At 56.2% G+C, this 14479-nt stretch carries 12 protein-coding genes; 6 read left to right on the top strand and 6 right to left on the bottom strand.

Features of this window, described 5'->3' with window-relative positions; translation table 11 throughout:
• Nucleotides 1–149: 149 nt before the first annotated feature.
• Nucleotides 150–2438, bottom strand: a complete 2289-nt coding sequence (locus ACQCLF_RS14075) for a DNA translocase FtsK (protein WP_426988377.1) — start codon at nucleotides 2436–2438, stop codon at nucleotides 150–152.
• A gap of 300 nt (nucleotides 2439–2738) precedes the next feature.
• Here ACQCLF_RS14075 and trxB point away from each other — a divergent pair, with 300 nt between their 5' ends.
• From trxB to infA, 4 genes are all read left to right on the top strand, one after another.
• The gene (trxB, locus tag ACQCLF_RS14070) at nucleotides 2739–3686 is read left to right on the top strand and encodes a thioredoxin-disulfide reductase (protein WP_426988355.1); all 948 of its coding nucleotides are present in this window, start codon (nucleotides 2739–2741) and stop codon (nucleotides 3684–3686) included.
• Nucleotides 3687–3751: 65 nt separating this feature from the next.
• Nucleotides 3752–4456 carry a leucyl/phenylalanyl-tRNA--protein transferase gene (aat, locus tag ACQCLF_RS14065; RefSeq protein ID WP_426988353.1) on the top strand — a complete coding sequence of 235 codons (705 nt, stop codon included), beginning with the start codon at nucleotides 3752–3754 and terminating at the stop codon, nucleotides 4454–4456.
• A 23-nt stretch (nucleotides 4457–4479) separates the two neighbouring features.
• Complete coding sequence (locus ACQCLF_RS14060; protein WP_426988351.1) at nucleotides 4480–5187, top strand: arginyltransferase; 708 nt, start codon at nucleotides 4480–4482, stop codon at nucleotides 5185–5187.
• Between the two features lie 153 nt (nucleotides 5188–5340).
• A complete protein-coding gene (gene infA, locus ACQCLF_RS14055) occupies nucleotides 5341–5559 on the top strand; it encodes a translation initiation factor IF-1 (protein ID WP_024460472.1) in 219 nt (72 codons plus the stop codon).
• A 132-nt stretch (nucleotides 5560–5691) separates the two neighbouring features.
• Here infA and clpA read toward each other — a convergent pair whose 3' ends face one another.
• Together clpA and clpS are read right to left on the bottom strand one after the other, a co-directional pair.
• Nucleotides 5692–7965: an ATP-dependent Clp protease ATP-binding subunit ClpA gene (gene clpA / locus ACQCLF_RS14050; protein WP_426988349.1), complete on the bottom strand. Its 2274-nt coding sequence runs from the start codon at nucleotides 7963–7965 to the stop codon at nucleotides 5692–5694.
• A 24-nt stretch (nucleotides 7966–7989) separates the two neighbouring features.
• On the bottom strand, nucleotides 7990–8370 hold the full coding sequence (clpS, locus tag ACQCLF_RS14045) for an ATP-dependent Clp protease adapter ClpS (protein WP_426988347.1): 381 nt from the start codon (nucleotides 8368–8370) through the stop codon (nucleotides 7990–7992).
• Between the two features lie 276 nt (nucleotides 8371–8646).
• Here clpS and cspD point away from each other — a divergent pair, with 276 nt between their 5' ends.
• Complete coding sequence (gene cspD / locus ACQCLF_RS14040) at nucleotides 8647–8952, top strand: cold shock domain-containing protein CspD (protein ID WP_426988345.1); 306 nt, start codon at nucleotides 8647–8649, stop codon at nucleotides 8950–8952.
• Nucleotides 8953–9060: 108 nt separating this feature from the next.
• Here cspD and ACQCLF_RS14035 read toward each other — a convergent pair whose 3' ends face one another.
• Nucleotides 9061–11292, bottom strand: coding sequence for an NADP-dependent isocitrate dehydrogenase (locus ACQCLF_RS14035; protein WP_426988343.1), 2232 nt, complete (start codon nucleotides 11290–11292; stop codon nucleotides 9061–9063).
• 99 nt (nucleotides 11293–11391) lie between these two features.
• Here ACQCLF_RS14035 and ACQCLF_RS14030 point away from each other — a divergent pair, with 99 nt between their 5' ends.
• Nucleotides 11392–11979, top strand: a complete 588-nt coding sequence (locus tag ACQCLF_RS14030) for a pseudouridine synthase (protein WP_426988341.1) — start codon at nucleotides 11392–11394, stop codon at nucleotides 11977–11979.
• A 417-nt stretch (nucleotides 11980–12396) separates the two neighbouring features.
• Here ACQCLF_RS14030 and sucD read toward each other — a convergent pair whose 3' ends face one another.
• Together sucD and sucC are read right to left on the bottom strand one after the other, a co-directional pair.
• Nucleotides 12397–13269: a succinate--CoA ligase subunit alpha gene (gene sucD, locus ACQCLF_RS14025; protein WP_426988339.1), complete on the bottom strand. Its 873-nt coding sequence runs from the start codon at nucleotides 13267–13269 to the stop codon at nucleotides 12397–12399.
• Complete coding sequence (gene sucC, locus ACQCLF_RS14020) at nucleotides 13269–14435, bottom strand: ADP-forming succinate--CoA ligase subunit beta (protein ID WP_426988337.1); 1167 nt, start codon at nucleotides 14433–14435, stop codon at nucleotides 13269–13271. The genes sucD and sucC overlap by 1 nt, the downstream gene beginning before the upstream one ends.
• Between the last annotated feature and the right edge of the window lie 44 nt (nucleotides 14436–14479).

Here is a 14479-nt window from a genome sequence, read left to right as displayed (position 1 = left end):
GGAAGGGGGTTGCAGACTCTCTGAGGCATGGATGCCGAAGTGAAGCCCCCAGGGAAGGGTTTACGGCGTGTCTGCAACCCCCTTCCCGTCCAACCACCGGGCTCTCCGTTAACCCCCCGAGCTAGCCATTAAACCGGGGCAAACCACTATCAATTCTTCGGCACCAGCACTTCGCGATTGCCATTGTGCCCCGCTTCCGACACCACACCAGCGGCCTCCATCGTATCGATCAACCGTGCCGCCCGGTTGTAACCAATACGCAACTTACGTTGAACCCCCGAGATCGAAGCCTTGCGGGACTCAATGACAAACGCCACCGCCTGATCGTATAGCGCATCGCCTTCGCCATCATCACTACCGTCTTCCCCGCCCGACATACCCGGCACAGGAATTGAGCTGGTGGCACCCTCGTCCGTTACACCATCGATATAATTCGGCTCGCCACGCTTCTTCCAGTCGGCCACGACCTTATGTACTTCATGATCATCCACAAACGCCCCGTGGACACGAACCGGAACACTGGTGCCCGGCGGCAGATAGAGCATATCGCCGTGGCCCAGCAATTGCTCGGCGCCGCCCTGGTCCAAAATCGTGCGTGAATCAATTTTTGACGATACCTGAAAACCAATGCGAGTCGGCACGTTCGCCTTAATCAACCCCGTAATCACATCCACCGAGGGGCGCTGGGTCGCCAGAATCAAATGAATACCCGCCGCCCTCGCTTTTTGCGCAATGCGAGCAATCAACTGCTCCACTTTCTTGCCGACAATCATCATCATGTCGGCAAATTCATCAATGACCACCACAATGGCTGGCAGGTGCTCCAGATCCGGTGCGGTGGCTTCCTCAGCCCCTGCCTCAAAATGCTCATCCGGCTTGAACAGTGGATCTTTCAGCGGCTCGCCGGCCTTGCGCGCTTCATCCACTTTGCGGTTGTAACCCGCCAGGTTGCGCACGCCGAGCGCCGCCATGAGCTTGTAACGCCGCTCCATTTCCCCCACGCACCAACGCAGACCGTTGGCCGCATCTTTCATATCCGTAATAACCGGTGTCAACAAGTGAGGAACCCCCTCGTACACCGACAGTTCCAACATTTTCGGGTCGACCAGCATCAGCCTGACTTCCTCGGGGGAGGACTTATACAACAGACTGAGCAACATCACGTTAACGCCAACGGATTTACCGGAACCGGTAGTACCGGCCACCAGCAGATGTGGCATTTTGGCGAGATCGGCGACGATGGGTTCTCCGGAAATATCGTGCCCCAGTGCCATGGTCAACACGGATTTGGCCTTGTCGTAAACGTCCGAGGCCAGCACTTCGCTCAAGCGCACCATTTCCCGATGTTCGTTCGGAATCTCGATGCCCACCACGGATTTGCCGGGAATGACTTCAACCACACGCACGCTAATGACGGCCAGCGAGCGCGCCAGATCTTTCGCCAGATTGGTAATTCGGCTGGCTTTCACGCCCGGCGCAGGTTGAATCTCAAAGCGGGTAACCACTGGCCCCGGCTGCACAGACTCCACTTCGACATCAATGCCAAAGTCCTTGAGCTTCAGCTCCAACAGCCGGGACATAGCCTCCAGGGACTCTTTGGAAAACGCCTTGTCACTGTGCGCATCCGGCGGGTCCAGCAACGCCAGGGAAGGCAATTCCCCCTCCGGTGGCGAGCTGTCTTTGGTATCAAACAGGGACCCCTGCCGAGCCGGTTTGGATTGGGGTTTGGGGGGCGCCTTTTTTACGGGCTCGGAAATAGTGGGAGGCACCCGCTTCGCGGTTTTCTCCACTTGTTTTGCCACCGCTTCACGACGGTGCTCCTGCGCCGCTTTGGCCGCCTTACGTTCAGCCTGCTGTTGACGCCAGTGCTGCCAGGCGGTGCTGGCTCGCTCAATCAGTATCAGCGTCAAGCGACCCGTTTCATCCATCAGCCTTAACCAGGACAGGTCAGTAAAGATCGTAATACCAAACAGAAACACCGCCAGCAGAATCAACGTGCCACCGGTATAACTAAATGCCCCTTCTACCCCTTCAGACACCGAAGCCCCGAGCAGACCGCCATTGGAAAATGGCAGGTTCACGCCATCCGGGTAATGCAGGCTGGCGATGCCCGTGCCGGCCACCATCACCAGAAACAAGCCCACCACTCGCAGGGAAATCAAGAGCCAGTCAAACCCTGGCTGCCGGTTCCGGTCCCGAAACACCTGCCAGGCTCGATACGCCAGCAATACCGGGAACAGATACGCCAGATAGCCAAACAGCGAGAGAAACACATCGGCCAGCCAGGCGCCTGCGGGGCCACCGGCATTGCGAATGCGACCCCCCTCTCCGGTATGTGACCACCCGGGATCGCCGGCATCGTAGGTCATCAGCGCCAGCATGAGGTAGACACTGATGGCGGCCAAACCGATCAGAGCCCCCTCTTTCAGGATGCGCATCAACAAGCTATCGACCGATGCCGTGCTGCCGCTGGCGGCTTGGCTTTGTGAGCGTTTCAAACGAAGCGTTCCCCATTAAAACGGATTGGTGAGCAATGGCGGCTATTCTAGCGGCACGGAGGAGGTTTGCAAAAGCGATAGCCACAAACTCTGTTGAACACAGGTTACCATTAAAGAAAGCAATACTTCGCATTGGTTCATACTATTTTGCGGACCACACACGATTCACTTATGATGGGCGCCAAATCAGCGCTTACCCAAACATTCGACAATCTCAACACTTCCAAAGGACAGCAAATCATGAGCGACGCACAGCACCATCGCCTGATTATTCTCGGCTCCGGCCCCGCCGGTTATACGGCCGCGATATACGCCGCCAGGGCCAATCTCAAACCGGTTCTGATCACCGGCATGCAACAAGGCGGCCAATTGACCACCACCACTGAGGTGGAGAACTGGCCAGGTGGCATCTCGGACCTTCAGGGCCCAGACCTGATGGTGCAGATGCAGGAGCATGCCGAGCGCTTTGATACCCAGATCATCTTCGACCATATTCACGAAACCGATCTGAGTGGTCGCCCGTTCAAGCTCGTCGGCAATGAAACCTATACCTGTGATGCGCTGATTATCGCCACGGGGGCATCGGCCCAGTATCTCGGTTTGCCTTCCGAGGAAGCCTTTATGGGCAAAGGCGTCAGCGCCTGTGCCACTTGCGACGGCTTTTTCTATCGCGATCAGAAAGTAGCCGTAATTGGCGGCGGCAACACCGCTGTGGAAGAAGCCCTGTACCTGTCCAACATCGCCAGCGAGGTGATTCTCGTGCACCGTCGCGATAAGCTGCGTGCCGAGAAGATCCTCCAGGATAAGCTGTTCGCGAAGGAAAAGAACGGCAATGTGCGTATTGTCTGGGACCACACCCTGGATGAAGTCCTGGGCGACGACAATGGCGTGACCGGCGCCCGCCTGCGCAGCTCTCTGAATGACAGCACTCAGGAAGTTGATGTGCAGGGCGTATTTATTGCCATTGGTCACAAGCCCAATACCGACATCTTCGCCGGGCAGTTGGATATGAAGGACGGCTACATCAAAGTGACCAGCGGCTTGAACGGCAACGCCACCGCTACCAGTGTGCCCGGCGTGTTCGCCGCCGGCGACGTTTCAGACCACATCTACCGACAGGCCATCACGTCGGCTGGCGCGGGTTGTATGGCGGCTCTGGACGCCGAGAAATATCTGGACGACCTGTAACTGGCCCACACCTCCCGATCCTGGCGCCCCTGGGTGTCAGGATCAGGTTTAACCGCCCGGCGCTCATGATAACACTCCCCTGGCTCGATCCAGACACTCTGGACTTTCCCCCTACCCATGAAGCACTGACGGAGCCCAACGGCTTGTTGGCGGCTGGCGCCGACCTTTCAGCGGAGCGCTTGATTCACGCCTATCGCCACGGGATATTTCCCTGGTATGAGGCGGGGCAACCCACCCTGTGGTGGACACCCGACCCCCGGGCCGTGCTGTTTCCGGGCCGGTTGCACCTGTCCCGTTCTCTGCGCAAAACCATTCGACAACAACCCTTTGAGGTGTCCTGCGACAAGGCGTTCGAAGCCGTGATGCGGGCCTGCGCCGAGCCCAGAGACTATGGTGCCGGCACCTGGATTACCGATGAAATGCTGAGCGCCTACTGTCACCTGCACGAACAAGGCATCGCTCACTCAGTCGAGGTGTGGCAGAACGGCAACCTCGTCGGCGGGCTCTATGGCCTGGCGCTCGGCCGGGTTTTCTTTGGTGAGTCGATGTTCAGCCGGAAAGATAATGCCTCGAAGGTGGGTTTTGCTTATCTGGAAGCGCAACTGCGTGCCTGGAATTTCCAGGTGATCGACTGCCAGGTAGGCAGCGCTCATATGTTCAGCCTCGGCGCCGAGGAGATTTCCCGTGAAGCGTTCGAGCAAATCCTGCTAGACTGTGTGTATCTGCCCTCGGTGACAGGGCCGTGGGAACTGAACACGCCAGTGCTTTAACCACCAGGCAAAGAGAGGGCGCAATGACAGACCTGTCGAACCTCAAGCTCTTCGCCACACAGCCTCACCCCTGCAGCTATCTGGACGATCAAGAGGCCACCACGCTGTTTATCGATCCAAATGCGGCGGTGGATCAGGCGCTTTATACCCAGCTCTCCCAAATTGGCTTCCGACGTAGCGGCCCTCATTTGTACCGCCCTCACTGTGCCCATTGCAGTGCCTGTATCTCTTGCCGGATTCCGGTTGAAAGCTTTCGCCCCAATAGAAACCAGCGCCGTTGCTGGAACCGTAATACCGACCTTTCTCTCGAGCTGGTGACGGAGCCCGACCGCGACGAGCACTATCGTTTGTATGAGCACTATATCAACACTCGTCACGGGGACGGTGATATGTACCCCCCATCCCGAGCCCAGTACGATGCGTTCCTCAGCCGGGCCTGGGGTGTCACCCGATATCTGGAGGTACGCGAGGGGGATCAGCTGTTGGCTGTTGCTGTTTGCGACACCCTGAGCGATGGCTTGTCAGCGGTTTACACCTTCTTTGACAGCACGCAGCCGCGCCGCAGTCTCGGTGTGCTGGGTGTTCTCGCCCAGATCGAACAAGCCCGGGTGCTGTCCTTGCCGTATGTCTACCTCGGCTACTGGATCAAGCACTGCCGGAAAATGGACTATAAAACGCAATATCGGCCACTCGAAATGCTGGTCAATCGCCGCTGGGTGCGGGTAACGTAGCTTTATATCCCGCTAACACTTGGCCTTTCGGCTCATTTCAGGCACAATTCACGCCTATTTTCAGCCCGACCGGGCAACATTCAGACCAAACCCGTGCGGCAACCTGCCATCTGCGCAGGCCACGCACGTACTGAAAGCCGAGGAAACTGCCGAATGGCGAAAGAAGACAACATTGAATTTGAAGGCGAAGTGGTTGATACCCTGCCCAACACCACCTTCCGCGTTAAACTGGAGAACGGACATGTGGTCACGGCGCACATCTCCGGCAAGATGCGCAAAAACTACATTCGTATTCTTACTGGCGACAAGGTCAAGGTGGAAATGACCCCTTATGACCTCACAAAAGGCCGGATTACCTACCGCTCGCGTTGAGCCCCAGATCGTAAGACTGGCTGAGCCCCGCTGTTATTCCGTATTTAAACGCAAGAAGCCGCCCTCGGCGGCCTCCTGCGTAACGGTTTCCTGTGAGCGTTACTTTTACAGCGTCAGGAAAGCCCCTCGTCATCAGGACTTACCTTCGACCTTGATGGCCAGCGAATCCCCCTCCGGGGTGACGTCCACATAGACTGACCCACCGCTCTCCGAAAGATCACCAAATAATACCGCTTCCGCCAACGGCTTTTTGATCTTTTCCTGGATAAGTCGAGCCATGGGGCGCGCGCCCATTTTTTCATCATAGCCGTGCTCTGCGAGCCAGGTACGCGCCTCTTCAGAGACATCAAGCGTCACTTTCTTATCGTCCAACTGCGACTGAAGCTCAACCAGGAACTTGTCGACGACGGTTTTGATGACGTCCATGCTCAACACACCAAACTGCACCACTGCATCGAGACGGTTACGAAACTCGGGGGTAAACAACCGCTTGATCGCTTCTTTACCGTCCGTGCTGTGATCCTGCTGTGTGAACCCAATGGAGGGACGAATCATATCTTCCGCCCCTGCATTGGTGGTCATCACCAAAATCACGTTGCGGAAATCGGCCTTGCGACCATTGTTGTCAGTGAGCGTGCCGTGGTCCATGACCTGCAACAGCAAATTGAACACATCCGGGTGGGCTTTTTCAATCTCGTCGAGCAGAACCACACTGTGGGGATGCTTCGTCACGGCGTCTGTCAGCAAGCCGCCCTGGTCAAATCCCACGTAGCCGGGCGGCGCACCAATGAGGCGCGATACCGTGTGACGCTCCATATACTCGGACATATCAAAGCGAACCAGCTCCACGCCCAGGCAGGTCGCCAGCTGGCGGGTGACCTCAGTTTTGCCTACGCCCGTGGGGCCTGCAAACAGAAACGAACCGATGGGTTTTTCACCAGACCCCAGTCCTGCCCGGGAGAGTTTGATGGCCGAGGAGAGTGTATCGATTGCTTCGTCCTGACCAAAAACCGTCAGCTTGAGATTGTCATCCAGCTTCCGCAGCTGTTCTTTATCAGAAGAGGACACACTCTTCGGCGGAATCCGCGCAATCTTGGCCACCACGGCCTCAATATCGGACGCACCCACGGTTTTTTTCCGCTTGCTCGGTGGTTGCAGCTGCTGAAACGCACCCGCCTCGTCAATCACATCGATCGCCTTGTCGGGCAAGAAGCGCTCGCTGATATACCGCTCGGATAACTCAGCCGCCAGCCGGAGGGCCGGATCGGTGTAGCGCAGACCGTGATGCTTCTCAAAACGACTCTTAAGCCCTTTCAGTATCTGGTAGGTTTCATCGACCGTGGGTTCTTTGACGTCCACTTTCTGGAAGCGACGTGACAGCGCCCGGTCTTTTTCAAAGACACCCCGGTATTCCTGATAGGTGGTCGATCCCATGCAACGCAACTCGCCGGACGACAGCAAGGGCTTGAGCAGGTTGGAGGCGTCCATCACACCGCCGGAAGCCGCGCCCGCGCCAATAATGGTGTGAATCTCGTCGATAAACAGGATCGCGTTCTTTTGTTTCTTAAGCTCGCTGAGCAAGCCTTTGAAACGTTTTTCAAAGTCGCCGCGATACTTGGTGCCCGCCAGCAAGGCGCCCATGTCCAGAGAGTAAACGACCGCGTCAGCCAGTGCGTCTGGCACATCGCCATCCACAACGCGCTTGGCCAGGCCTTCAGCAATAGCCGTTTTACCCACGCCCGACTCGCCTACCAGCAACGGATTGTTCTTGCGGCGCCGGGACAAAATCTGACTGACGCGCTCGACTTCGTATTCACGGCCTACCAGAGGGTCAATACGCCCCTGCATTGCCTGTTCGTTCAGGTTAGCCGCAAAGCTCTCCAAGGGACTTTGCGTGCTGGACTCACCGCCGACCGCGTCGTCATCGTGCTGCTCTTGCCCCGCATCGCTGCCGTGATCAGACTGGCCGGCCACTTTGTGAATCCCGTGGGTGATGTAATTCACCACATCAATACGGGCAATACTTTGCTGCTTGAGATAGTACACGGCCTGGCTTTCCTGCTCGCTGAAAATAGCCACCAGGACATTCGCACCTGTTACCTCCTGCTTACCCGAGGACTGCACATGGAACACCGCTCGCTGCAACACTCGCTGAAAACCAAGTGTCGGCTGGGTTTCACGCTCGGTGTCCTCCTCGGGTATCAGCGGCGTGGTTGAATCCACAAATTCAATCAACTCTTTGCGCAACTGCCCAAGGTCTGCCCCGCAGGCACGCAGCACGTTGGCCGCTGAATCATTATCGATCAGCGCCAGCAATAAGTGCTCAACGGTCATGAACTCATGCCGTTTGGAGCGCGCGCCTTTAAAGGCGAGGTTCAGGGTAACTTCAAGATCTTTACTTAACATCGCTGATAACCTCTAACAACAGAGTCACCGGTCGTCGTCCTCCACCGCCTCTATTTCACACAGCAGTGGATGCTCGTTGTCCTTGGCGAACTGATTCACCTGGGCCGCTTTCGTTTCTGCAATATCCCTGGTGTACACACCGCACACGGCCTTTCCCTGCGTGTGCACTTTGATCATAACTTGCGTCGCCTTCTCCCGGTTCATGGAAAAAAAGATTTCCAGAGTTTCCACCACGAAGTCCATTGGCGTGAAGTCGTCATTAAACATGACCACTTTGTACATTGGCGGGCGCCGTAACTTCGGCTTGTCTTCCTGAACCGCTATACTGCCGTCATCTTCGGCATCACGTCCCGGTTCCCTAGCCAGCTTCGGCTCTGTATTTAAGATTAGATGAAAGATTGCCATTTTTCCCACAGGTGCCGTAAAAAGGTTGCGTAAAAAATTGTTTAGGGCCTTAGGTCCGTCAACGAGCCCAAACTTCATTGTACCGGATCAGGAGCCAACCCTCCTAACCACAAGCCAATTACACTTGACAGTGGCTTAAAACTCGGCTAAAACAACTAAGCCTGATCAAAAAACCACCAAATCCAGGTTAACACGGCAAAGGTGGTTATAAGCAGGCAAACTCTAATAACGAATTATGATGAGATGCTATATCTCACCAACCAGAAGGATTCCACCATGCCCACAGGTACCGTTAAGTGGTTCAACAATGCCAAAGGCTATGGCTTTATCCTGCCCGATGAGGGAGGCGAAGACCTGTTCGCGCACTATTCGGCCATCCAGATGGAAGGCTACAAAACCCTCAAGGCAGGTCAACTGGTCGCGTTCGATATCACCAAAGGTGATAAAGGTTTCCACGCCACGAACATCATTTCCTCGGATTCTCCTCAAGGGGCCGAGCGAATTGCCGCCGAGACCGCCCCGACAGAACGTGCCGATTTCGAGGCCAACAACAAGGCCCACGCTGCCGTCACAACACACTGACGGAGCGCCAGCCTCCTCCTTATATTGGGGCGCTGCCTGACAAACAAAACCCCCGACACCCTTTTGGGTGACGGGGGCTTCGCTATGAACCGTCTTACCGGGGCGGAATCAGGCGTTCTTCAACGCGTTTAGTGCCCCGTTAAGGGTGTCACTGGGGCGCATCGCCGACAGCGTTTTTCCCTTATTCGGACGATAATAGCCTTCAATATCGACGGGGTTGCCCTGAACCCCGTTCAGCTCACCCACAATGGTGGCTTCCTTAGCCTTCAGGGTTTCAGCCAGTTGGGTAAAGCGCTGCTTGAGTTCCGCGTCATCGGACTGTGCCGCCAGCGCTTCGGCCCAATACAGAGCAAGGTAAAAGTGGCTGCCGCGATTATCGAGCTCTCCCACTTTGCGGGAAGGGGACTTGTTGTTTTGCAGGAAAGCCGCATTCGCCTGGTCCAGCGTGTCTGCCAGGACTTTGGCTTTTGCATTCCCAGTGACCTTGCCGTAATGCCGCAGGGACTCAACCATGGCGAGAAACTCACCCAGCGAATCCCAACGCAAGTGGTTTTCTTCCAGGAACTGCTGAACGTGCTTCGGTGCCGAACCGCCCGCTCCCGTTTCGAACAGGCCACCGCCATTCATTAACGGGACAATGGAGAGCATTTTGGCACTCGTACCCAGTTCCATGATGGGGAACAAGTCTGTCAGATAGTCACGCAACACATTACCGGTAACGGAAATGGTGTCTTTACCCTGACGCAGACGCTCCAGAGAGAACTTCATGGCCTCTTCCGGGCTCATGATATGAATTTCCAGACCGCTGGTATCGTGATCCTTCAGATACTGCTCGACTTTTCTGGTCACTTGCGCATCGTGCGCACGTTTCGGATCCAACCAGAACACCGCCGGAGTACCGCTTTCCCGGGCACGATTTACCGCCAGCTTCACCCAGTCGCGAATCGGCGCGTCCTTGACCTGGCACATGCGGAAGATATCGCCCGCGTCCACAGACTGCTCCAGCAACACCTGACCTTCGCTATCCACTACCTGTACTTTGCCCGCCGTGGCGATTTCAAATGTCTTGTCGTGCGAGCCGTACTCTTCCGCTTTCTGAGCCATCAAACCCACATTGGACACACTACCCATGGTGGTAGGATCGAAGGCACCGTGCGTGCGGCAATCATCAATAACTGCCTGGTAAATAGTGGCGTAGCAGCGATCCGGAATCACCGCTTTGGCATCGTGGCGGGCGTTATCGGCGCCCCACATTTTGCCGGAATCGCGCAGCATCGCTGGCATAGACGCGTCGATAATCACATCGCTCGGCACATGCAGGTTGGTAATGCCTTTGTCGGAATTCACCATGGCCAGGCTGGGGCGATCCTGGTAGACCGCCTCCACATCGGCGATAACCGCTTTACGCTGATCTTCCGGCAGGTTTTCCACACAGGCATACAGATCGCCAATCCCATTATTGGGATCGAAGCCCACGGACTTCAGCGCGGCTTCATGCTTTTTCAGCGCATCCGCGTAGAACACCGATACGGCGTGACCAAACAGGATCGGATCGGACACTTTCATCATGGTCGCTTTCAGGTGCAGCGAGAACAGTACATCCTTGGCCTTGGCGTCGTTGATTTCCGCTTCCAGAAATTCCCGAAGCGCTTTCTTGCTCATCACCGCCGCGTCGATGATTTCACCGTCCAGCAAAGGCGTTTTTGCCTTCAGCACCTGGGTGTCGCCGGCTTCGGTCACCAGCTGGATTTTGACATCACCTTCCTTTTCCACCAGCACCGACTTTTCGCTGCCATAAAAATCGCCGTGAGACATATGCGACACATGCGATTTGGAATCAGCGCTCCAGGCCCCCATTTTATGCGGGTTGTGGCGGGCATACTGTTTGACTGAGGCCGGTGCACGGCGGTCAGAGTTGCCCTCGCGCAGCACCGGGTTCACCGCACTGCCTTTCACTTTGTCGTATTTGGCCTGAATGGTTTTCTCTTCGTCGGTCGACGGGTCTTCAGGATAGTCAGGCAGGTCGTAGCCCTGCTTTTGAAGTTCTTTGATGGCCGCTTTCAATTGGGGAATGGAGGCGCTGATATTGGGCAGCTTCACAATATTGGCTTCCGGTGTTTTGGCCAGTTCACCCAGCTCCGCCAGGTGGTCGTCAATGCGTTGTTCGTCGGTCAGGCGCTCCGGGAACTGGGAGATGATACGCCCTGAGAGGGAAATATCGCGGGTTTCGATGGCGACACCACAAGGCTCGGCAAACGCGCGAATAATAGGCAGCAATGAATAGGTCGCCAGTGCTGGCGCTTCGTCGGTTTCCGTGTAGATGATTTTGGATTCGGTCATGATAAGCTGTCACTCCATCTGTTCAGGGTGTGTGCCGATTTTTTGAACGCGCGCATTATACCAGTAATGGCCACGCCCGGCATGAATCGAGGTTGATCTGTGCCAAGTCTATTGCTATTTAACAAGCCTTACGGGGTCTTGTCCCAATTCACCGATACGGAAGGCCGTGAAACGCTGGCCCGCTACATTGATCGCCCAGGTGTCTACCCGGCCGGTCGCCTGGATCGAGACTCCGAGGGGCTGTTGCTGCTGACCGACGACGGTCAAGTGCAGCACCAGGTCGCCCATCCTCTCCACAAATTGCCCAAGGTGTACTGGGTACAAGTGGAGGGTAGCCCCGATCAGGCGGTCCTTGGGGCGCTCAGGCAGGGTGTCCGGCTCAATGATGGCCCGACACGACCCGCGAAGGCGAAGGTGATCTCCGAGCCACCATTGTGGTCGCGGAATCCGCCGGTTCGCTTTCGCCAATCGGTCCCGACCACATGGCTTGAGCTGACGATCTCGGAGGGCCGCAATCGGCAGGTACGACGGATGACGGCGGCGGTGGGCCACCCTACCCTGCGTCTGGTGCGAGTCCGTATCGGGACTTGGAATATTGAGTCATTGCAGCCTGGCGAGTATCGGGTTGAGCCGTTACATTTACCTAAAACCCCTCGCAGGCCTCAGCAACGATCTCGCAAACGTTAAGGCGGAAAGTCCGGCATCAGGGAGGGACCGGTGTTCGGAGACCCGCCGTGAATACATCCATGTAGGCTTCTCATCGGCATCCATGCCTCAGAGAGTCTCCGAACACCGGTCCCTCCCTGATGCCTCTGCGGCTTTAGCACCTTTTAAAAGCAAATATGTTCATATTTCAAAGGCCACACTACAATTTTGCACAGGGCGCTCAAAATAGACGGGTGGCACTGAGGCACAGGATAGGGCGCATCAGTTGGGGACTCTCTGAGGCATGGATGCCGATGAGAAGCCCCCATGGACGGGTTTACGGCGGGTCCCCAACTGATGCGCCCTATCCTGTGCCGGACTACCTAGTCGGCACCTCATGTGCACCCAAGCAGACACAAAAAAGGCGACCCGAGGGCCGCCTTTTTTGATCCGAAAGATTTACCACCCAGTGGCTTCTTTCAGCGCCTCGCCGATGTCGGCCAGACTGCGAACGGTTTTAACACCCGCATCTTCCAATGCGGCGAACTTCTCATCCGCCGTGCCTTTACCGCCGGCAATAATCGCACCAGCGTGGCCCATGCGCTTGCCTTTCGGCGCGGTAACACCCGCGATGTAGGAAACCACCGGCTTGGTGACGTTTTGCTTGATGTAAGCGGCGGCTTCTTCTTCCGCGCTGCCACCAATTTCACCAATCATTACGATCGCTTCGGTTTTAGGGTCGTTCTGAAACATTTCCAGAATGTCGATGAAGTTGGAGCCCGGAATCGGGTCACCACCAATACCCACGCACGTGGACTGGCCGAAACCGAAGTCGGTCGTTTGTTTGACCGCTTCGTAGGTCAGCGTCCCGGAGCGGGATACGATACCCACACGACCCGGCTTGTGAATGTGGCCCGGCATGATACCGATTTTGCTCTCGCCCGGCGTGATGACGCCCGGGCAGTTCGGACCAATCAGGCGAACACCCAACTCGTCACACTTCACTTTGCAGTCCAGCATGTCCAGTGTCGGAATGCCTTCGGTGATACATACGATGAGCTTGATACCGGCGTTGGCCGCTTCAAGAATCGAGTCTTTACAGAACGGAGCCGGTACGTAAATAACAGACGCTTCGGCACCTGTGGCTTCAACCGCTTCAGCAACGGTATTGAACACCGGCAGGCCCAAGTGGGTCTGGCCGCCTTTGCCCGGCGTAACGCCACCGACCATTTTGGTGCCGTACGCAATGGCTTGCTCAGAGTGGAAGGTGCCTTGAGCGCCTGTGAAACCCTGGCAGATTACTTTGGTGTCTTTGTTGATCAAAATGCTCATTATTTACCCTCCGCTGCTTTAACCACTTGCTGAGCAGCGTCAGTCAAGCTGGTCGCGGCGATGATATTCAAACCGCTGTCCGCCAGTACTTTGGCACCCAGTTCGGCGTTGTTACCTTCCAGACGCACCACCACAGGCACTTTCACACCCACTTCTTCCACAGCGCCGATCACGCCTTCGGCGATCAGATCGCAGCGAACGATACCACCGAAGATGTTGATCAAAACGGCTTTGACGTTTTCGTCGGACAGAATGATCTTAAACGCCTCGACCACGCGCTCTTTGGTGGCACCGCCGCCGACATCCAAGAAATTTGCCGGCGCACCGCCATGCAATTTCACGATATCCATGGTACCCATGGCCAGACCGGCACCATTGACCATACAACCAATGTTACCGTCGAGTGCTACGTAGTTGAGTTCCCACTGCGCCGCATGCGCTTCACGCGAGTCTTCCTGAGAGGGGTCGTGCATTTCCTGCAGGTCCTGATGGCGGTACAGCGCGTTACCATCAATGGCTACTTTGGCGTCCAGACAATGCAAGTCACCTTGTGTGGTGATGACCAGAGGGTTAATCTCGATCAGCGCCACGTCTTTTTCTTTAAACAGTTTCGCCAGTCCCAGAAAAATCTGGACGAACTGTTTGATCTGCTTGCCTTCCAGGCCCAGCTTGAACGCCAGGTCACGGCCTTGGTAAGGCTGTGCACCGACCAGCGGATCGATGGTGGCTTTCAGGATTTTTTCCGGGGTTTCTTCCGCCACTTTCTCGATTTCGACACCACCTTCGGTGGACGCCATGAACACGATACGGCGAGTGGCGCGGTCTACCACAGCACCCAGGTACAGCTCTTTATCGATATCGGTGCAGGTCTCGACCAAAATACGGCTGACCGGCTGACCTTTTTCATCCGTCTGGTAGGTCACCAGATTCTTGCCGAGCCACTGCTTGGCAAACGCTTCGATGTCCGCTTTGGATTTAACCAGCTTGACGCCTCCGGCCTTACCGCGTCCACCGGCGTGAACCTGTGCCTTCACGACAAATTCACTACCACCAATAGTGTCAGCGGCAGCAGCAGCTTCCGCGGGGGTCTTGGCAGCGATGCCCTTGGAGACTGGCAGTCCGTACTGGGCGAATAACTGCTTACCCTGATATTCGTGCAAATTCATGGTGCAATTCCACATTGTCTGACGCCGGGCCGAGGAGTCCTGCG

Origin of the sequence: Marinimicrobium sp. ARAG 43.8, assembly GCF_050113635.1 — a bacterium.
GTDB lineage: Bacteria > Pseudomonadota > Gammaproteobacteria > Pseudomonadales > Cellvibrionaceae > Marinimicrobium.
This window is presented reverse-complemented; position numbering and strand designations above follow the sequence as displayed.